Here is a 19,761-nt window from a genome sequence, read left to right on the forward strand (position 1 = left end):
TCCCCCTTGCGGGGGAGGATGAAGAATCAGAATTTAGGGCCCGAGACCGCCTTCTTCACCTTCTTCGGGGCGTCGGCGAGGATCTTCGTCACCACGGGGTTGCGGCCGTCCTGCTTGGCATAGTCGCGCGCCGACATGCCCGCGATAATATCCGCCTGGTCGGGATCGGCCCCTTCGGTCAGCAACGTCCGGATCATGGCCACATCGCGACGCTGCACCGCTCGGATCAGCGGGGTCTCGCCCGCCGAATTGCCGAGGTTGGGGTTCGCGCCCGCCGCGGTCAGGATCGGGATCATTCCGGTCTGTCCGAGCGTCACCGCGAGCAGCAGCGGCGTGTTGCCCTTCCCGTCGCGCAAATTCGCATCCGCACCCTTCTGCAGCAGGAAGCGCAGATACACCTCGTCGCTGCGCTTGATGACGATGTGCAGCGCCCCCTCCCCGCTCGTCACGTCGCGCGTGTTGATGATGTTGCTGCCGGGCCGGCCGAGCATCTCGAGCACGTCGTTGTTTTTGGCATCGCGCACCGCGGAGAGGAACTTGTACCCCTCCGACTGACCCTGCGCGAACGCGGGCGCCGCGACGCACGCCAGCGCCGGCGTCAGGAGGGTGGCGGCGAGGATCAGGCGAATACGCATCGAGACACTTCCTTGGTTCGTCCTGGATATGGGGCAACGCTTGCGCCGCACTAGCGAACAGATCAAGGCTGGCGGCATCATGACCATGCGTTTCCTCCTGTTGTCCGCGCTTGCGCTGTCCGCGTGCACCGCGTCTTCGCCCCCCGCCAAACCGCCGCTCGAAGGTGCCCGGATCGGCGGCGCCTTCACGCTGACCGACCAGAACGGGCAGACCGTCACGGAGCGCAGTTTTGCCGGCAAATACCGGATCATGTATTTCGGCTACACCTTCTGTCCCGATGTGTGTCCGACGGATGTCCAGGCGATCGGCGCCGCGGTGAAACAGCTCGAAACGAGTGACCCCGCGCTTGCCGCCAAGATCGTGCCCGTCTTCGTGACGGTAGATCCGGCGCGCGACACGCCCGCCGTGCTCAAGCAGTTCGTTGCGGCGTTCCACCCACGGATGGTCGGGCTGACCGGCACCGACGCGCAGATCGCGGCGATCAAGACCGAATACGCGGTGTATTCGAGCAAGGGCGACCCGTCGCCGGGTGGCGGATACCTCGTAAACCACTCGCGCCAGGCCTATCTGATGAGCCCGGACGGCAAGCCCCTTGCTTTGCTGCCACAGGAACAAGGGCCCGACGCGGTGGTGACGGAAATCAAGCGCTGGGCCCGATGAGCGCGCGCTTCTGGGAAGATACGCCGATCGACCAGCTCGATCGCGGCCAGTGGGAGGCCTTGTGCGACGGCTGCGGCAAATGCTGCATCCACAAGCTCGAGGACGAGGATACCGGCGAGCTTGTGCCGACCAACGTGTCGTGCCGTCTGCTCGACCGGCGCAGCGGGCAATGCTCCGATTACCGCCACCGCCACGCCTATGTCCCCGAATGCGTACGGCTGACGACGGGTAACGTCCGCGGGATCGACTGGCTGCCCTCGACCTGCGCGTACCGGTTGCGCGCGGCGGGCGAGCAATTGCCCGAATGGCATTATCTCGTGTGCGGCGACCGCGAGGCGGTCCACCGCGCCAAGCAGTCGGTCCGCGGCTGGACGATCAGCGAGGACGAGGCGGGCGAGCTCGAATATCACGTGATCGAGCGCGAACTGTAAGCCGGTGCGCGTCTGATGATCACGCGATGATCCCCCGATGATCGAAGGCCTCGAGATCGTCCGTCATCCACGCGCCCGCCGCGCGCGTCTGTCGATCGATCCCGCGAGCGGCCGGGCACGACTCGTCCTGCCCAAGCGCGCCGCGCTCAAGCAGGCGCTGGCCTGGGCGGAGGAGAAGGCGGACTGGATCGCCGAGCAACGTGCGCTGCTCCCCTCCCCTCGCCCGTTCGTGCCCGGCGCGGTCGTGACGGTCGCGGACGAGCCGCTGACGATCGCATGGACCCCCGGACGCCGCCGTACCGTCGTTCGCGACGGGGCGGTCCTGTCGCTGTCGGGCCCCCCCGAAACGATCGCGCGCCGTGTCGAGGCGTGGCTCAAACGCATCGCGCTTGCCGTGCTGGAGACCGAAACCGCCGAATACGCCGCCAAGGCGAAGGTCAGCGTCGCGCAGGTCGCGGTCGGCGATGCCAAGGGCCGCTGGGGCAGTTGCGCGTCGAGCGGCGTCATCCGCTACAGCTGGCGGTTGATCCTCGCGCCGAGCTGGGTCCGCCGCGCGACGGTCGCGCACGAGGTCGCGCACCGTGTCCACATGAACCACGCGCCGGTCTTCCACGCGCTAGTCGAGCAGCTCTACGGCGAGGATCCGACCCCGGCGCGCGTCTGGCTACGCACGCACGGCGCGGGGCTTCACTGGTTCGGAAGGTCGTCCTGACTCCGGTCGCTCTGGAAGCGCTGAGTCTGGACCTGATCGCGCGGGACGTCGCCTTGGAGCGGCTGACGCCCGGCGGGTGACGGATCGCGTCGTTCGCGCCCGGTGACCCGGTCGATCCAGTCCTGATTCAACTGCTGGGGCGGGGCTGCCGGCGTCTCGGGCGGCTGATCCGCGTCGGGCCGCGGGATCGTGTCGCCGGTCTGCGCATCGGTCGGCACGGGGGGCTGCCCCTGCTCGATCGGATTGCCGTCCGCGTCGACCGCCATCTGGCCATTGTCGGGCTGGCCAAAATAGCTCTGCTCGTCGGGTTCGAGCTGCCATTCGGGCAACGTCACCTGTGTATCGAACTGTTCGATCGGACGGTTGGCGGTCGCGGGCTTCATGAACGCCGCCCAGGCCTTGGCGGGCGCGGTGCCGCCGTGAAGGCCGGCGATCGGCTTGGCATCGTCGCGCCCCATCCAGACGCCCGTCGTGATCCCGCTCGAGAAGCCCAGGAACCAGCCGTCCTTCGACGCGCTCGTCGTGCCCGTCTTGCCTGCGACGGGGCGGCCGATCTGCGCGGCGCGGCCGGTGCCGGTGTTGACCGCGGTCTGCAACAGGTCGGTCATCTCGGCAGCGACATAGGGCGCGACCAGCAGATGGCTGCGATCGACCTCGTGCGTATAGATCGTCTGGCCGTTCGCGGTGACGCGCGTGATCCCGTACGGCGTGACCGCGACGCCCTTGTTGGCGACCGAGGCGAACGCGCGCGTCATGTCGATCACGCGGACCTCGGAGGTGCCCAGCACCATCGACGGGTGCACGTTGACCGGCGTGGTGATGCCGAACCGCCGCGCCATGTCCGCGACCGTGTTGAAGCCGACCTCTTGGCCGAGCTTGGCCGCCACGGTGTTGAGCGAATAGGCGAACGCGGTGCGCAGGCTGACCGCGCCGGAATTGCGCCGCGAATCGTTGCGCGGGCTCCAGCCCTGGATCGTGACGGGTTCGTCGACGATCGAATCCTCGGGCTTGTGGCCCGCCTCCAGCGCCGCGAGATACACGAACAGCTTGAACGAAGAGCCCGGCTGCCGGACCGCCTGCGTCGCGCGATTGTAGATCGACGAGACGTAATCCTTGCCGCCGACCATCGCGCGCACTTCGCCGCCGCGGTCGAGCGCGACCAGCGCGCCCTGCGCGCCCGGCGGCGCATTGGCGCGGATCGCCTCGTCGGCCTGGCGCTGCATGTTGAGGTCGAGCGTCGTCCAGACTTCGAGCGGCTCGGTCGTCTCGTCGATCAGCGTATCGAGCTGCGGCAGCGCCCAGTCGGTGAAGTAGCGGACGCTGTTCTGCTTGGGTTCGGGCGCGAGCTTCAGCCCGCTGACATCGGCATCGGCGGCCTGCTCGGCGGTGATCGCGCCGGTCTCGCGCATCGTCTCGAGCACTACGCCCGCGCGACCGACCGCGGCTTCGGCGTCGGCGGTTGGCGAATAGTTCGACGGTGCCTTCACCAGGCCGGCGATCACCGCCGCCTCGGCCAGGCTCAGATGATCCGCGCCGTGGCCGAAGAATTTGCGCGAGGCGGCGTCGATCCCGTACGCGCCGCCGCCATAATAGACCTTGTTGAGGTAGAGTTCGAGGATCTGATCCTTCGAAAACTTCCATTCGAGCGCGAACGCCAGAATGCCTTCACGGAATTTGCGGCCGAATTTCTTCTGGTTGTTGAGAAACACCGTCCGCGCGAGCTGTTGCGTGATGGTCGAGCCGCCCTGCGTCCAGTGGCCGCGGTCGTACCGCACCTTCACCGACCGGGCAACGCCGACCGGATCGATCCCGATATGCGAGCGGAAGCGGCGATCCTCGACCGAGACGGTCGCGTCGCGCATCACCTGCGGAATCTGCGAATAGGGCAGCCATTCGCCGAAGCTCGGCCCCATCGACACGATCACCGTGCCGTCGGCGGCATGGACGCGGATCATCTGGCCGTTGGGCGACGATTTCAGGCTGTCGAAACTCGGCAGTTGCGACATCGCGATATAGACCGCGATCGCCAGCGCGCCGAGCGCGAGCACGCCAATCCCGATACACAGCTGCAGGAAGACGACGAGCCGCCGCCGCCAGCGAGACGCTGGGGTAGACGGGGGCCGACCGGACGGGGAAGCAGAACGCGTACGAGCCATGTGACCGCAGAATTACGCGCGATGCCTCCGCCCTACAAGCGGCATCAAGCCGCGGCGTTTGCTTTGCGCGGCCGGAACTCGAGAGACAGCGAGTTCATGCAATAACGCTGCCCGGTCGGCGGCGGGCCGTCCGGGAAGACATGCCCCATATGGCTGTCGCAGCGCGCGCATCGCGTCTCGATGCGAGTCATGCCGTGACTGCGATCGGCATGATCCGTGACGGCGTCAGGGCCGATCGGCTGGGTAAAACTCGGCCAGCCCGACCCGGAATCATATTTGTCCGCGCTGTCGAACAACGCGTTGCTGCAGGCTGCACACCGATAGATGCCATCGGCCTTGTTGTCGGTCAGAACGCCGGCAAAGGCACGTTCCGTACCGGCCTCACGCAGCACATGATATTGTTCCGGGGTGAGCCGCTTGCGCCATTCGGCCTCGGAAAGATTGAGTTGATCCATGAACATGCATCTCGTGCTGGCGGGACGGATTTCAAGATAGCCCCAGTCTGGTTGCGTTGGCGATGATCTGGATCAAGGTCGGTCGCATGACGGGGAGCAGCCACGCGGCGCGCTCGCTTTCGGCGATGTGACGGACGATGCCGGCAATACCGATCGGGCGGGCCAGGCGGCGGGCGAACGCCACTTGCCATGCGGATGCAGCGTCGGGGCCGCCTCCTGTGTAGGCGGTGGCGGCCGCGACTCCGCTGGCGAGCGCAATACCCATGCCTTCGCCGGCGAGCGAGGGGATCACGCCCGCCTGGTCGCCGAGCCGGAACACCGCGTCGACGCCGGTGCGCTGGCGCCAGCCATAGGGCACGTTGGCGATCGCATCGATCGAGGCTTTCGGGTCGATCAGCGCGACCCATTCGCCGAGCATGGGCATTTCGCGGCCGAGCGCTTCGAGCAGTTGCGCGGGGGAGCCGGCGGCCTGAAGCCGCGAGCGGTGGACCGCCATGCACAGATTCGCCGTGCCGTCCTCCTGCAGCGCCAGACCGGCATAGCCGCGGTCGAACAGATGCAGCTCGATGCAGCTCGCGAGCGATCGGGCCAGCGTGGGCGAGGGGACGATCCGTACCCGGATCCCCAGGGTCGGGTCGGCGCCGCGCGCCTCCTCGGGGCGTGCCGCGCCGCGAACGTCGTGCTTACCGCTCGCCAGGAACAGCGTGTCGGTGGCCATCGTCGTGCCGTCGGCGAGGCGAACCGTCGTCCCGTCAATCTCGCGTACGGTGACGCCGCGTTCGATGGCGGTGCCCAGTCGCGCGGCTTCGGCCAGCATGACGGTATCGAGCCGGTCGCGCGTAACCGAGACCGCGGGGTGGGGCAGATCGGCTTCCGCGCAGCGATTGCCTGCGAAGATCCGGGCGCGCGTAACGCGCTGCGGGTTCAGCCTATCCGGATCGATCCCGAGCGCGGCGAGCGTCTCCAGCGTTCGCCAGCTCAGAAACCCGCCGCAGATCGCGTCGCCCGTCTCGCGCGATCGCTCGACAAGCAGGTGCGGCAGGCCTGCACGGGCCAGTCCGATGGCGGTCGCGGCGCCGGCGAGCCCACCACCGACGATCAGCGCAGGCGTTCGACGCATAGCCGAAACGGAAAGATGCGGCGGACCTTCGCCTGGGTGATGCCGGCCTCTGCGAGCAACGGCGGCCATTCGTCCGGGCGATAGCTCCGCGCGATCGACACCGTGCCGTCATGGCGCACGATCGGATGCCAGCGTGCGAGGGTGGCGAGAATCGGGAAGCCCCAATGCGCGAACCCGTGGCGGTGGAGATCATTGACGAACCACCCGGCGCGCGCATGCGTCTCCATGAACCGCAGGAACGCGACGAGCTGATCGTGGGTCATGTGATGCGCGACGAGACTGCTGACGATGACGTCCCAGGGTTCGTCGGCAAGGTCGGCATAGTCGCCGGTGACATAGCGGATATCGCCGCCATGCGCGCGCGCCGCCTGTTCGCTGCGCGGGTTGAGATCGACGCCGACCAACTCCGCCGCGATACCGCGCACCGCGGCCCAGCGCGCGATGCGGCGAAGCATGTCGCCGTCACCAAAGCCGACGTCGAGCAGGCGAATGCTGCTTCGTCCCGCCATCGCCCGCGCGAGGAAGTCGAGCGTCGGGCGGCGCGCCATCGTCACGGTGTTGACGGTGGCGAGGTCGCCGACGACATCGGCATAGGTCGCGGCGTCCAGATCGTCCGCGTCCATCAGTTCTTCGGCCTGGCTGCGCTGGGCGAGCGTCATGGCGCGCTCCGGAACCCGAAGCCCTCCGCTGCCAGTCCGGGACCGAACGCAAGCGCGACGCCATGTGCGACGGGCGGCCCGGCGAGCAATCGTTCGAACACGAACATCAGCGTCGCCGACGACATGTTGCCGTTCTCCGCCAGCACGGCGCGCGATTGATCGAGCGCATCGGGTTTCAACTGCATTGCATGTTCGACCGCGTCGAGGATCGATCGCCCGCCGGCATGCACCGCCCAGCCGTCGATCGATGCGGGCGGCTGGCCATCGCTGACGATCGTGCGAAACGCGGTATCCGCCAATGCCGTCGCGATCCGTCCGGGCACCTCGCCCGACAGGTGCATCGCGAACCCCGCGTCGGTGACGTCCCAGCGGATCAGCGTCTCGGTCTCGGGCAGCGCCGCTGCGAATGGCGTGCCGAGGACAAAGCCGGTCGGCGCCGCGGTGACCAGCGCGGCGGCGGCACCATCGCCGAACTGGAGCATCGCCAACAGCGGCTCGATCTCGGTTGCCGGTTGGAGATGCAGCGTCGAGAGCTCGACGGTGACGACCAGAACGCGCGCATGCGGCTCGGACCGGACGATGTGGCGCGCGCTGCGCAAGGCGACCACCGCCGCATAGCACCCCATGAAGCCGACAAGCAGTCGCTCGACGCTGGACGCGAGCCCGAGCCGCCGCGCGATAATCTGGTCGATCCCCGGCGCGACGAACCCGGTGCAACTCGCGACGACCAAGTGGGTGATGCCGTCGATGGCGATCTTTGTGCGCAATGCCTCGATCGCGCGGATCGCGAGATCGGGCGCATGCTCGGCATATAACGTCATCCGCGCTGCGGTACCGGGATGCGGCTCGGTCGCGTAGAACCCGGCATCGTCGATCGGCGAACCACCATCGGCGGTCGGCGGCAGAACTGACCAGCGATGGCCGATGCCCGATCGCGAGGCCATTCGATCGAACACCTTGGTTGATCGCGCATCAATACGGTTGCGCGCCCAGGCGATAAACGCGGCATGGATGTCATGATCGGGAACGGCAGTACCGACGGCATTGATATGCACTGGGATATGCACTGGGATATGCACTGGGAGATGCACCGGGAGATACGCCGGCAAAGCGGCAGGCAGGGAAGCGGGCACGACGTCCTTTCATTCGCGCCGGATGGCACGCGAATCGACCACTCAACGCACGGTGAATGAATATAGACGGCGCCGATACCAACAATCCGCAGGTCGCCCTGCCATAAAATTCCGCACTACGTCACGGCGCTCGGTCATCGCCGCGGCAATGGCCGGGCCAGCGGTCGCGCGCGCGGGGCGGTCAGTCGCAAACGGCGGTGTCGAGATGATCCTGTCCCACGCCGTATTTTTCTTCGACGAGGGCCATGGCGAAGCCGACATAGGCGGCGATCGCATGATCCTCCGACGTCTCGAGCGCCGAACAGGCTTCCTGCAATAACGCATATACCCGGGTCGCGATCATCGTTTGATCCTTTGCATCCTGACGCCACCCCACCAGTGGCGTGTTCCGCGCTGCAATACGGCGCCGACAGGAAAGTATACCATAGTATTGGTCGACAAACAGCGTCGGCATTGCCTCATATCAAGACAATTGAAATCATAATGGTTACTATAGAGCCCAGAATACCAGCGGGATCGACGTGTAATCGGCGCCAAATGCGGTGTGAATCGCGCCATTTTGGAAAAATATCAGGATACATTGGCTAAATCGCACGCAAGCTGTCGACAAGCGGCGCAAATCCGGCGCACCATTTTGCCAACGTATCCAGGTGTTTCACGGGCCGAGGGATCTCGATCATGTCCGACATGAACGGCCTCGCGGTGCTGGAGAGGACCATAGGGATCGAGGGATCGGCGGAGCGAATGCTGCGTTGAAAATAGGCAAAAGGGGAGCCTTTAGTGAAGAACGAGTCGGTCGTCGATTTGATCAAGGATCTCACCGCCAAATTGTCGGCGGTTGCTGAGGAGTTCAACGGTCGCGTGGCCCATGCTGCCGATCCCGAGCCGACTGGCGATGAACCGAGCGAAGCGGCGCTTATTGCCCGTGCCGAAGCGGTGCTTTCGGACCGGCGGATGCGGCGACAATTCCTGCCTGCCGAACTGTTCCACGAGCCCGCCTGGGACATGCTGCTCGCGCTGTTCGTCTCGCGCGACGATCGCCAGCCGATGAACATCAAGGCCTTGGTGAGCATGTCCGACGCCCCCGTCACGACCTCGCAGCGGTGGATCGAACATCTCCACAAGCTCAAGCTGATCGATCGGGTGATCGATCCGGCCGATCGCCGACGCGTCGAGATTTCGCTCAGCCACGCGGGTGACCAGGCGATGCGCGCCTATTTGCGTGGACTATTGCGCCGCTGATCAGGGTGAACCGGAAAGGATCTGCAACCCTTCACGCGATGAGGGGCGGACACGCATAGGCTATCGATGCATAAAACCATTTTGCGATAAATGTCGGTTCTATTCAATAAAGGCCAACATGATCTTCATAACCGATCTTGTAGGGAAGAACGAATATTTCGCGGAATAACAGACCGATACGACTTTGTAGTATTTGATTAAGCTGAAGTGCCCGATCTGGTCGTCGTCGAAGGACGGGGGTCGAATTGGGTCGGGGCATTTCCTTGAATTGCAGTGCAAGTCGGCTGACATGCCACGGCGGAATTGCGTGTGGCCTGGTTGCCGCGGTCGCGATGCTGCTGTCGGAGCCGGCCGTGGCGGAAACGCCTGCCGGGACGCCGATCGTCAATACGGCCGCGCTCCGCTATGATGCGGTCGGCGAGACGCAGGCGATCGCATCGAACACGGTGACGCTGATCGTTGCCGAACGCCTCGACGTCGCGCTCGTGCGGGACGGGCAGGGCGCGATCGTGGTGATGCCGCGGCCCACGATCGTTCCGCTGACGCTGACCAACCGCAACAACGGCGCAGAATCCTTCGCGATCGCGGCCAGCGTGATTCCGGGTGCAGTCACGCTGAAGGCCCTGGTCGTCGATGCCGATGGCGACGGGCTCTATGATCCGACCAAGGATTTGACGCCGGTCAATGCGCTGACGCCCGTTCTCACGCCGGGACAGTCGATCAAGCTGTTCGCGGTGCTCGTGACGTCCGGCGATCCTGCGCCAGCCGGTGGCGCGGCGGCGACGCTCACGATCACGGCACGGTCGACAACGGGATCGGGAGCACCGGGCAGCGGGTATGCAGGTCGTGGCGACGATGGCGGCGATGCGGTGGTCGGACCGACCGGCGCGGCGGCCGGCGTCGTCGTGCCGCTGACGACTGCAAGTGCTGGCCCGACGCTGTTCAAGACACAGTCGGTGCGCGCCGCCGACGGATCGCAGTCCGCGGTCCGCGATTCGGTGATTACCTACACGCTCGAGGCGCGCTTTGCCGACGCCGTGACCGGCGCGCGGATCGTCGATCCGATTCCTGCGGGCACCGTCTTCGTGGCGGGGAGCCTGACGCTCGATGGCGCCCCGCTGAGCGACGCGCAGGACCGTGACGCGGGCCGCTTCGACGCGACCGGCGTGCAGGGGAGCAGCGCCCAGGGTCCCGCTATCGCCGTCGCGCTCGGCCAGGTCGCCGCCGCCGCCGTCCACACCGTCCAGTTCAAGACCAAGATCCAATGAGGAGCATAGCCATGATCACGCGTCCGATGATTGCCGCCGTCCTGGCGGCCACTGCCGCCGCCACCCCCGCAGCGCTGGTCGCCGCTGCGGCAGGCCCGTTGCAGGTCACCAGCAGCATCCTCGTCGAGAGCCGTAGTGCCGCCGCCGATGGCACCACGCGGATCGCGCTGGTCAAGCCATCGAAGGTGACGCCGGGTGACAAGGTCATCTTCGTCCTCGCCTATCGCAACACGGGTCCGCAGCCACTGAGCAACGTGGTGCTCGACAACCCGCTGCCGCGCCAGATCGCCTATCGGTCTGCCAGTCCCGGGTCGCCCGCGCCCGACGTGTCGGTCGACGGCAAGACTTTCGGTTCGCTCGCCACCCTGCGCGTCCGCAGCCTCGACGGCAGCACGCGCGCGGCGAACCCCAACGATGTCACCAGCGTCCGGTGGCGCCTCGCAAGCCCGTTGGCGGCCGGTTCGCAAGGTCAGTTCGCGTTCCAGGCCGTCCTGAAATGAGGGCGCCTTCGTCGACTCAGTCCTCGCAATCCACAGAGAAGGAATAATTCGAAATGTACGCAAAAGGGGTAATCCGCACGCTGATGGCCGGTACGGCCGCGGTCGTGTCGCTTGGTATCGCGACCAATACAGCGAGCGCGCAGGCGCCAGGGCCGGCCGGCACAGCGGCGGGCACGGCCGTCACCAACACCGCGCAGGCCAGCTATTCGGTCAACGGCGTCCAGCAGTCGGCGACGTCGAACACGACCAGCTTCGTGGTCGACCGCAAGGTCAACCTGACCGTCACCACCAACCAGCCCGCCAACACGCAGGTCGCGATCGGCCAGACCGCGGCGGTGACGACGTTCAAGGTGACCAACAACACCAACGGTACGCAGGACTTCCTGTTGTCGGCCAGCCAGTTGCCGATCCAGAACCTGTTTGCCGGTGACAATTTCGAAGTGACCAACGTCAAGATCTATGTCGATTCGAACGGCAACGGCACCTATGACGCAGGCGCCGATACCGCGACGTACATCAACGAACTCCCCGCCGATCAGTCGGCCGTCGTGTTCATCGTCGCGGATATCCCGAACGATCAGGCCGCGTCGCTCGCCGGCATCACCCTCATCACGCAGGTCGCCGCCGGGGGCGATGGTGCGGCGCAGGGCGCACCGCTGGCCGCCAGCGTCGCGCTGAACGACGACAACGTCGTCGATATCGTGTTCGCCGACAACGACTCCGATGGCCTCGGTCTCGACTTCGCCAATAATGGTCAGGGCCGGGCGTCGCTCGGCTATGAGATCACCACGCGCAACGTCGCGCTAAGCGTGAACAAATCGCAAATCGTGATTTCGGATCCCGTTTCGGGGCTCGTCACGCCCAAGGCGATCCCCGGTGCGGTCGTGCAATATTGCCTGATCGTCACCAATGCGACGGCGCTGACGCCAGCGAACAATGTCAACCTGACCGACATCATCCCGGCGAATACGACGTATCAGGCGGGCTCGATCGTCATCGGCGTGCCCGGCATCGCACCGATTTGCACGGTAGCCGGCTTCATCGCCAACGACAATGGGACCGCGATCCTCGGCACGAACTTCACCGGCTCGTACGATCCCTCGACGAAGAAGGTGACGGCGACGATCCCGACGCTGCTCGGCAGCACGTCGGTCGCCGCCAGCTTCCGCGTGACGATCAACTAGACCCACCCTCACACCCGAAAGGAAAGGCCAATCCCGGCACGCGTGAGCGACGCGTGCCGGGAGCGGACCCCTGATGCCCAGATTCCGCCGCCTCTTGCGCCTGTGCGCCTTGCTCCTGACGCTGATGCTCGGGCTCGTCATCGGCATTGCGCCGGCGGCCGCCCAGACGCGGGTCCAGAATACTGCGACGCTGTCGTTCGACGACGCGGGCAGCGCGTCGGGGGTACGGGCGATCCCGTCCAACACGGTCGTGCTCGACGTAAACCGGGCGAAGCGTCCGACGACGCTCACCTTTCGTCTGCCGCCGCCCAATTACGCGATGACCGGCGCCACATGCCAGACCACCCCCAGCTTCCTGTTCACGCCTGCGCCGATCGATGCCGCGACCTATGCCGCATCGCCTTGGGTCGCGGCGATCGACATCTATGCCGACATGATCCTGGTGCTCGACAACCAGGCCGGCAATCATGATCCGGCGGTGCGCGAGACGTCGGCCATCGCCGTCGATGTCGGCACCCTTCACACGACGCTGACACTGACCGAAACCGCGGTCGACAGCGGCATCTTCGCCGGTGGCATCCCCGCCAGCGCAACCGGCAAGCACCCCGAACTCGCCGCGTGCGACATCCGCAACCTGCGCGGCGCGACGATCAAGCTGGGGTTCGCCGAGGACGGCTACAGCCTCGCCTCGATGGCGTCGCTGCTGATCGATCCGGCCGGCTACACGTTCGATTCGCGGACCGGCGCGCTGGTCGACGGCACGACCGTGTCGCTGGTCGACGAGACTGGCCAGCCCGCCACGGTGTTCGGCGACGACGGCGTCAGCCGCTATCCTTCGACGGTCGTCACCGGCGAGAGCGTGACCGACGCGAGCGGCCGTGTGTATCCGGGCGAGGCTGGGCGATATCGCTTCCCGCTGACCGCGCCGGGACGGTATCGCCTGAAGGTCGCGCCGCCCGGAACCTATACCGCGCCGTCCACCGTCGATCGCGCCACGCTGGCCGCGCTGAAGGACCGGCAGGGGCGCGGCTTCATCCTCAACGATACGAGTTTCGGCGGCGCGCTGACGTTGTCTACGCCCGAGCCTTTCTCTGCCGACATCCCGCTCGACAGCCCCGGCGCGGGCACGCTGTTGCTCACGAAAGTCGCCTCGGTGCGCGAGGCATCGCCGGGTGATTTCGTCCAGTATCTGCTCCGCATCACCAACCGGGACTCGGTCCCTGCGCGCGGGCTGCACGTCGCCGACACGCTGCCGCGCGGCCTGCGCTACGAACGCAATTCCGCGCGGGGCGGGGACGAGCCGACCGTGTCGTCCGATGGCCGCAATCTCGATTTCGTCATCCCCGTGCTTGCCGCGGGCGCCTCGACCGAGCTGAAATACGTCGTCAGCATCGCCCCGGGCGCACCCACCGGTGAGGCACTCAATCGCGCGCGGGTCGCCGGGCAGGGCACCATCACCAGCAACGAAGCTGCCGCCTCCGTGCGGCTGCGTCCGCTGCTGTTCACCGATGCGATGACGATCATCGGCCGGGTGACCGAGGGCAATTGTGGCGATCCGGTCGACAAGCGCAAGGGCGTGGCTGGAATCCGGCTGTTGATGGAAGACGGCACCTTCGTCGTTACCGATCGCGACGGGCTGTACCATTTCGAGGGGGTCCGCGCCGGACGGCACGTTGTCCAGATCGACACCTCCAGCATCCCTGCGACGCATGCGCCGGTCGCCTGCGACATCGATACGCGCCAGGCGAACAGCCCGATCTCGCGCTTAGTCGAGGGGGACGGAGGCCTGCTCAAACGCGTCGATTTCCAGCTCAAGCCGACCGGCAAGACCGCCGCCGCCGACGCCGGCCTGCCCGTCGCGATCCTCGACGACGCGACCGCTGCCGGTAGCCGCGATTGGCTGGCGGGCGCGCAGACAGAAGGGGTCGACTGGCTGTTCCCCCTCGCCGACCACAACCCGCGCGCGCCGATCGTCCGGGCGGTCGTCAAGCACGGGCCAGGCCAGCGCGTCGCGCTGACGATCAACGGCAAGCAGGTCGAACCGCTCGCGTTCGACGGCACCGACGCGCGCGATGGTACGAAGATCGCAGTCTCGCGCTGGACCGGCATCCCGCTGGTCGACGGTGACAACAGGCTCCAGGCGCGCGTCCTCGCCGCCGACGGGAGCGTCGTGAAGATCCTCGACCGGACGATCCATTATTCCGGCGCCGGCGTCCGCGCGGTGTTCGACGCCGCCAGCAGCCGGCTCGTCGCCGACGGGCTGACCCGCCCGCTGATCGCGGTCCGCGTGACCGACAAGACCGGGCGCGCGGTCCGCGCGGGTACGCTGGTGCCGTTCACCGTCGACCAGCCCTATACCGCCGCGGTCGAGGCCGAGCTCGAACAGGGTCGCCACCTCGCCGGGCGCGAACGCTCCGCCACCACCGCGCTGGTGGTCGGCGACGACGGGCTCGCCTTCCTCACGCTCCAGCCGACCACGCAGGCCGGCGCGGTCCACGTCGTCGTCGCGCTGACCGAGGACAAGGTCGTCCACCGCAACGAGGTGCGCGCCTGGCTCGCCGCCGCCGCCAAGCAGTGGGTCGTGGTCGGTTTCGGCGCGGGCTCGGTCGGCTACGACATGCTAAGCAAGCGCCAGTCGGGCCTGCCACGCGCGCAGCGCGGCAGCGTGATCACCGATGGCCAGCTCGCCTTCTACGCCAAGGGGCGCGTCAAGGGGTCGTGGCTGGCGACGATCGCGTATGACAGCGACCGCAAATACGATCCTGCGCGCGGGCTGCTCGGCACGATCGATCCCGATCGCTATTACACCGTGTACGGCGATGGTTCGCGCCAGGGCTATGATGCGGCGACCCGGCGGAAGCTGTATCTGCGGCTCGAGCGTCGCGAATTTTACGCGCTGTTCGGCGATTTCGAGACCGGCTTCACCGACACGCAGCTCACCCGCTACAACCGCACGCTCAACGGTATCAAGACCGCCTATGAGGGCAAGCGGGTTCGCGCGACCGGCTTCGCGGCGCATACCGACACGCTGTATTCGCGTGACGAGATCCAGGGCAACGGCCTGAGCGGTCCATACCGTCTGGCGGGGCGCAACATCGTGCCGAACAGCGACAAGCTGCGGCTCGAGACGCGCGACCGGTTCCGTTCGGAGCTGATCCTTGCGAGCACGCAGCTGACGCGCCACATCGATTACGACATCGACACGGCGATGGGCACGGTGCGCTTTCGCCAGCCGATCCTGAGCCGCGACAGCAGCCTCAATCCGGTGTTCATCGTCGCGGACTATGAGGTCGAGGGCGGCCGGTCGGCCAAGCTCGCCGCCGCGCGCGTCGCGACCAAGCTGGCGAACGGACGCGTCGAGGTCGGCGCCGCGGTCATTCGCGACGAGACCGTCGGCAAGGCCACCGTGCTCGGCGCGGATATCAAGGCGCGCGTGACCGCCACCACCGAATTGCGCGGCGAGATCGCCAAGGGCGGCCGGGCGGGGCTCGGCGAAGGTCTCGCCTATCTCGCCGAGGTCGATCACCACGGGACGAAGCTCGACCTGCTCGCTTATGCCCGGCAGCAGGATACCGCCTTCGGTGTCGGCCAGCAGAATCTGGTCGAGGCGGGGACGCGCAAATTCGGTCTCGACGGCCGGCTGCGGCTGACCGACCGGATCAGCCTGACCGGAGTGGTATGGCACCAGCAACAGCTCGACAGTGCCGGTACGCGCACCGCTGCCGACGTTCGCGTCGAATATCGCCGCGACACGGGCACGATCTTCGTCGGTGGGCAGTACGCATCCGATCGCGGCATGGATGGCAGGGATCGCGATAGCCGCCTGCTGACGCTCGGCGGAACGCAGTTGCTGTTCGGCGACAAGGTGACGCTGTCCGGCCAGACGCAGTTCGCACCGGGTGGCGCCAGCGACAGCGTCGACTTCCCGATCCGCCACCAGATCCAGCTCGCCTACCGGATCAAGCCCGGCATCCGCCTGATCGGTGGCTATGAGATCGCCAATGGCGACGGCTATGTCGCGCATACCAAGCAGTTCGGCGTCGACGTCGCGCCCTGGACCGGCGCCAAGCTGATGAGCACGCTCAACCAGCAGGCGATCGGGGAAAACGGCGCGCGGACCTATGCGCAATACGGCCTCAGCCAGTCGGTGCCGCTCGGCAAGAACTGGACCGTCGACGGGACGCTCGACGCGAGCAACACGCTGAAGGGCCAGATCCCCGACGGTGCGGTGGTCAACGCGTTCCAGCCGGTCACCTCGGGCGGCTATGTCGGGCAGGACCAGACCAACGGCGATTACGCCGCGGTGACGCTGGGGGCGACCTACCGCCAGGCGCGCTGGTCGGTGAACGGGCGGCTCGAATACCGCAACGCCGACAGCGGCGATCGCTGGGGGATCACCACCAACTTCCTGCGCACCTTGGGACAGGGCAAGACGCTCGCGTCGAGCATCAAGGCGTACACGATCACCGACACGACCGGCGCGGTCGCGACCTATGCCACCGCCGATCTGGCGCTCGCCTTCCGGCCGCTCGACAGCCGCTGGTCGCTACTCGAACGGCTCGAGCTGCGGCATGAGAGCGCAGATGCGGGGTTCACCGACTCCAACGCGCTCGGCGTACCCGCCTATGGCGGTGGCGATCAGGTGACGTCGCGGATCATCAACAACCTCGCGGTGAACTATCGCACCGGCCCCGAAGGGCTCGGCCACGGCACCGAGGCGACGGTGTATTACGGCGCGAAATACGTCGCGGGGCGGTTCGCCGACGACAAATATGACGGGTATATCGACGTCACCGGGTTCGAACTGCGCCAAGATGTCGGCACGCGGTTCGACATCGGCGTGAGCGGATCGGTGCAGCATGCTTGGTCGCGCGGCGCCTGGTCGTGGAGCGGCGGTCCCTCGGTCGGCGTATCGCCCGCGGCCAACACGTGGATCAGCGCGGGCTACAACGTGTCGGGCTACCGCGACCGCGACTTCGAGGACGACCGCTACACGCGGCAGGGGCCGTACGTGACGATGCGGCTGAAGTTCGACCAGACCATGATCGGCGGCGCGACGCGCGCGCTGTTCGGCGGTCGGCGATGACACACAGGGAGAGAGACATGCCGATGCCGAGCCAGGCCGCACCCATGACGCCGCCGCGCGACTTCAGCGATCACGGTCCGTGCGTCGAGGATCTCGCGCGCGAATTCGCCAAACAGGATGCGACGGCGAGCGAGGCGCTGATCGAGTCGCTGGCGACGCAGGCGATCCGCCAATGGCGGCTCGACGATGCGACGTTCTGGCAGCGGGTAAAGTTTCAGGCGCGGATGATCCGGGCGAAGCAGGGGGCTGGGACCGGGGCGGGGCGGCACTAGACCCTCCCCCTGGCGGGGGAGGATGCACTTGGCCGGCCTATGTTTCGTCGGTGGTGAGCTTCACCTTGTTGGGCAGCTTCTTCCCCTTGGTCCGGCGCGAGGGCAGCTGGACCGGGTTCTTCTTCTTCCATTGGGCAAACGTCATCGGGCCATCGGGCGTGTCGATGATCGTGTCGTCGATCGAACTCATGCATTTTCCTCCACGCCGGCGCCAACGCATAACCGAGGCAAGAGTCGCCGACGAATGGGGGGACCCTCAAGGGGGGTATTTACTCTATCGGAAAAAATGGTGCGGCCAAGAAGACTCGAACTTCCACGGGCTTTCGCCCACAACGACCTCAACGTTGCGCGTCTACCAGTTCCGCCATGGCCGCCCATGAAACATCACCGGGCGGACCCGGTAGCTGGTAGGCGAGCGCCACTAGCAAGGGTTTGAACGCGACGCAACGGCCTTTGCGATAAAGTCGTCGATCGGCGCAGCTTAGCGCGTTGCGTCGCCTGCAAAGCTCAGTTCGAGCCGCTTGGAGTTGGCGGGCACGTTCAGCGTTGCCGAGTTGAAATCGATCGCGCCGCCCGGCGCCAGCGTCCGCTGCTGCGGCGTGATCGTCCAGCTATAGACGAGCCGCCCCTGCGCATCGCGGAGTTCGGCGCGGATGTCGGGTACGCGCTGGCGCTGATCCGATGGGTTGGTGACCTGCCCACTGACCGCGAACAGCTCCGAGCCGTTATCCAGTTCGCGCCGTTCGATCGGATTGTCGCGCAACCGCAGCGGGCTCTCGTCGGTCGCGACGCCGATGCCCAGCTTGGCGGCAACTCCGGGCGCGCCGAGATAGACGATCGCGCCGGCCGCAAGCAGCATCAGCAGCCCGGCGATCACCGCGACGATCGTCCAGCGGCGCGTCGTGTTGCGGCGCGGACGGAACGACGGCTGTTCGGCGATCGTGGCGAAGGTCGGCGCGACGAACGCGGGCTCGGCATCGGCCGGTGCTCGCGCCGGCGCTGCAACCGGAGCCGCAGCGATTGGCGCGGCGGGCGGCACGGTGGGCGGTGGGGCGAATCGTTCGGCTGCGTCGGCCAGGCGCGCGCGGGGCAACGGCGCAAGCGGCGCGGGCATCGGCGCTTGCGGGGTCGGCTCGGGCAGGTCGAGCGCATCCTCGACCACCGGCGCGGGTGCCTGGAACCAGCTATGCTTGCAGTTGGCGCAGCGGACGGTGCGTCCGTCGGTCCCGATCGCGCTGTCGGGCACCAGATAGCGGGTGCTGCACTCGGGACATTGAAGGATCATGGACACGCTTCACCAGCGGCCGCCGGAGCGCGACCGTTCTCGTCCCGAATAAGCACGCTGTCCGCATATGTGGCAAGCTTGAAGCGGCGCGCGCTTTCATGCGAAAGCGCGGATACGGGCATCAAGCGGGCGAGAGCGGGCGCAACCACGTCATGGCGAATATCGTCCAATTCGAAAATGTCGGGCTCCGCTACGGAACCGAGTCGGACTCGGGGCCCGACGCCGGGCCCGAGACGCTGTCGGACATCAGCTTCACGCTGCGCAGCGGTGCGTTCTATTTTCTCACCGGCGCGAGCGGCGCGGGCAAGACCTCGCTGCTCAAGCTGCTGTATCTCGCGCAGCGCCCGACGCGCGGGGTGATCCGGCTGTTCGGCGAGGATGCGGTGGTGTTGTCGCGTGATCGCCTGCCGGGATTTCGGCGGCGGATCGGCGTGGTGTTCCAGGATTTCCGGCTCGTCCCGCATCTGTCGACCTGGGATAACATCGCGCTGCCGTTGCGGGTCGCCGGCATGCCCGAGGCCGATATCCAGCAACCGGTGCGCGAGATGCTCACCTGGGTCGGGCTTGGTGATCGCGCCACCGCGCGGCCGGCGACGCTGTCGGGTGGCGAGCAGCAGCGCGTCGCGATCGCGCGCGCGGTCATCGCCCGGCCCGAGATCCTGGTCGCGGACGAGCCAACCGGCAATGTCGATCCCGATATGGCCGAGCGGCTGCTGCATCTGTTCGAATCGCTCAACAAGCTGGGCACGACCGTCGTGGTCGCGACGCACGATTTTCACCTGCTCGGGCGAATCCCGGGTGCGCAGATGATGCGGCTCGATCGCGGACGGCTGCTCGATCCGACGGGGTCGCTCCGCTATCCACCGACGCGGCCCGATTCATGAGTCGCGCGACCAAAGCCCGGTCTTCGGCCGAACGCCGCGTGCTCGACGAGGCGGGCGGGCTGCGCGCGATGACGTGGG

The 19,761-nt window shown here is 66.8% G+C and carries 19 protein-coding genes and 1 tRNA gene; 10 read left to right on the forward strand and 10 right to left on the reverse strand.

The window, feature by feature from the left end; all coding sequences use genetic code 11:
• Positions 1–26 precede the first annotated feature (26 nt).
• The gene (locus ASE88_RS07755) at positions 27–635 is read right to left on the reverse strand and encodes an ankyrin repeat domain-containing protein (protein WP_055874884.1); all 609 of its coding nucleotides are present in this window, start codon (positions 633–635) and stop codon (positions 27–29) included.
• Between the two features lie 79 nt (positions 636–714).
• Here ASE88_RS07755 and ASE88_RS07760 point away from each other — a divergent pair, with 79 nt between their 5' ends.
• From ASE88_RS07760 to ASE88_RS07770, 3 genes are read left to right on the forward strand one after another with little or no spacing between them, the layout of a single operon-like run.
• Entirely contained in the window at positions 715–1,296 is a 582-nt protein-coding gene (locus ASE88_RS07760; RefSeq protein ID WP_055875466.1) for an SCO family protein, read from the forward strand.
• Positions 1,293–1,727, forward strand: coding sequence for a YcgN family cysteine cluster protein (locus ASE88_RS07765; protein ID WP_055874881.1), 435 nt, complete (start codon positions 1,293–1,295; stop codon positions 1,725–1,727). The genes ASE88_RS07760 and ASE88_RS07765 overlap by 4 nt, the downstream gene beginning before the upstream one ends.
• Before the next feature lie 37 nt (positions 1,728–1,764).
• Complete coding sequence (locus tag ASE88_RS07770) at positions 1,765–2,439, forward strand: M48 family metallopeptidase (RefSeq protein WP_056477363.1); 675 nt, start codon at positions 1,765–1,767, stop codon at positions 2,437–2,439.
• Here ASE88_RS07770 and ASE88_RS07775 read toward each other — a convergent pair.
• The 6 genes from ASE88_RS07775 to ASE88_RS18865 form a co-directional block, all read right to left on the reverse strand.
• On the reverse strand, positions 2,415–4,595 hold the full coding sequence (locus ASE88_RS07775) for a transglycosylase domain-containing protein (RefSeq protein WP_056477366.1): 2,181 nt from the start codon (positions 4,593–4,595) through the stop codon (positions 2,415–2,417). The genes ASE88_RS07770 and ASE88_RS07775 overlap by 25 nt on opposite strands.
• Positions 4,596–4,639: 44 nt before the next feature.
• The gene (gene msrB, locus ASE88_RS07780) at positions 4,640–5,050 is read right to left on the reverse strand and encodes a peptide-methionine (R)-S-oxide reductase MsrB (protein WP_056479226.1); all 411 of its coding nucleotides are present in this window, start codon (positions 5,048–5,050) and stop codon (positions 4,640–4,642) included.
• A gap of 31 nt (positions 5,051–5,081) precedes the next feature.
• Positions 5,082–6,170: an NAD(P)/FAD-dependent oxidoreductase gene (locus tag ASE88_RS07785; protein ID WP_056477369.1), complete on the reverse strand. Its 1,089-nt coding sequence runs from the start codon at positions 6,168–6,170 to the stop codon at positions 5,082–5,084.
• Entirely contained in the window at positions 6,149–6,829 is a 681-nt protein-coding gene (locus ASE88_RS07790) for a methyltransferase domain-containing protein (RefSeq protein WP_056477372.1), read from the reverse strand. The genes ASE88_RS07785 and ASE88_RS07790 overlap by 22 nt, the downstream gene beginning before the upstream one ends.
• On the reverse strand, positions 6,826–7,896 hold the full coding sequence (locus ASE88_RS07795; protein ID WP_055874864.1) for a type III polyketide synthase: 1,071 nt from the start codon (positions 7,894–7,896) through the stop codon (positions 6,826–6,828). The genes ASE88_RS07790 and ASE88_RS07795 overlap by 4 nt, the downstream gene beginning before the upstream one ends.
• A gap of 247 nt (positions 7,897–8,143) precedes the next feature.
• Positions 8,144–8,305, reverse strand: coding sequence for a hypothetical protein (locus ASE88_RS18865; protein WP_156348160.1), 162 nt, complete (start codon positions 8,303–8,305; stop codon positions 8,144–8,146).
• Between the two features lie 437 nt (positions 8,306–8,742).
• Between ASE88_RS18865 and ASE88_RS07805 the strand changes: the two genes are divergently transcribed.
• The 6 genes from ASE88_RS07805 (at position 8,743) to ASE88_RS07830 (ending at position 17,514) form a co-directional block, all read left to right on the forward strand.
• Positions 8,743–9,204: a hypothetical protein gene (locus ASE88_RS07805; protein ID WP_055874858.1), complete on the forward strand. Its 462-nt coding sequence runs from the start codon at positions 8,743–8,745 to the stop codon at positions 9,202–9,204.
• A gap of 353 nt (positions 9,205–9,557) precedes the next feature.
• Positions 9,558–10,472: a hypothetical protein gene (locus tag ASE88_RS07810; RefSeq protein ID WP_162233408.1), complete on the forward strand. Its 915-nt coding sequence runs from the start codon at positions 9,558–9,560 to the stop codon at positions 10,470–10,472.
• A gap of 11 nt (positions 10,473–10,483) precedes the next feature.
• Complete coding sequence (locus ASE88_RS07815; protein WP_055874852.1) at positions 10,484–10,972, forward strand: DUF11 domain-containing protein; 489 nt, start codon at positions 10,484–10,486, stop codon at positions 10,970–10,972.
• A gap of 53 nt (positions 10,973–11,025) precedes the next feature.
• Positions 11,026–12,156, forward strand: coding sequence for a DUF11 domain-containing protein (locus ASE88_RS07820; RefSeq protein ID WP_055874849.1), 1,131 nt, complete (start codon positions 11,026–11,028; stop codon positions 12,154–12,156).
• Between the two features lie 73 nt (positions 12,157–12,229).
• Positions 12,230–17,242 carry a DUF11 domain-containing protein gene (locus tag ASE88_RS07825; RefSeq protein WP_082466384.1) on the forward strand — a complete coding sequence of 1,671 codons (5,013 nt, stop codon included), beginning with the start codon at positions 12,230–12,232 and terminating at the stop codon, positions 17,240–17,242.
• Between the two features lie 17 nt (positions 17,243–17,259).
• Positions 17,260–17,514 carry a hypothetical protein gene (locus tag ASE88_RS07830; protein ID WP_055874846.1) on the forward strand — a complete coding sequence of 85 codons (255 nt, stop codon included), beginning with the start codon at positions 17,260–17,262 and terminating at the stop codon, positions 17,512–17,514.
• Positions 17,515–17,551: 37 nt separating this feature from the next.
• Here ASE88_RS07830 and ASE88_RS19210 read toward each other — a convergent pair whose 3' ends face one another.
• The 3 genes from ASE88_RS19210 to ASE88_RS07840 all read right to left on the reverse strand — a co-directional run bounded on the left by ASE88_RS19210 (position 17,552) and on the right by ASE88_RS07840 (position 18,799).
• On the reverse strand, positions 17,552–17,704 hold the full coding sequence (locus ASE88_RS19210; protein WP_200910187.1) for a hypothetical protein: 153 nt from the start codon (positions 17,702–17,704) through the stop codon (positions 17,552–17,554).
• Between the two features lie 97 nt (positions 17,705–17,801).
• Positions 17,802–17,888 (reverse strand) — tRNA-Leu (locus ASE88_RS07835).
• 107 nt (positions 17,889–17,995) lie between these two features.
• Positions 17,996–18,799 carry an MJ0042-type zinc finger domain-containing protein gene (locus ASE88_RS07840; RefSeq protein WP_055874843.1) on the reverse strand — a complete coding sequence of 268 codons (804 nt, stop codon included), beginning with the start codon at positions 18,797–18,799 and terminating at the stop codon, positions 17,996–17,998.
• Positions 18,800–18,951: 152 nt separating this feature from the next.
• Here ASE88_RS07840 and ftsE point away from each other — a divergent pair, with 152 nt between their 5' ends.
• Positions 18,952–19,683: a cell division ATP-binding protein FtsE gene (gene ftsE / locus ASE88_RS07845; RefSeq protein ID WP_055874841.1), complete on the forward strand. Its 732-nt coding sequence runs from the start codon at positions 18,952–18,954 to the stop codon at positions 19,681–19,683.
• The last annotated feature ends 78 nt before the right edge of the window (positions 19,684–19,761 follow it).

Origin of the sequence: Sphingomonas sp. Leaf38, from assembly GCF_001421825.1 — a bacterium.
GTDB lineage: Bacteria > Pseudomonadota > Alphaproteobacteria > Sphingomonadales > Sphingomonadaceae > Sphingomonas.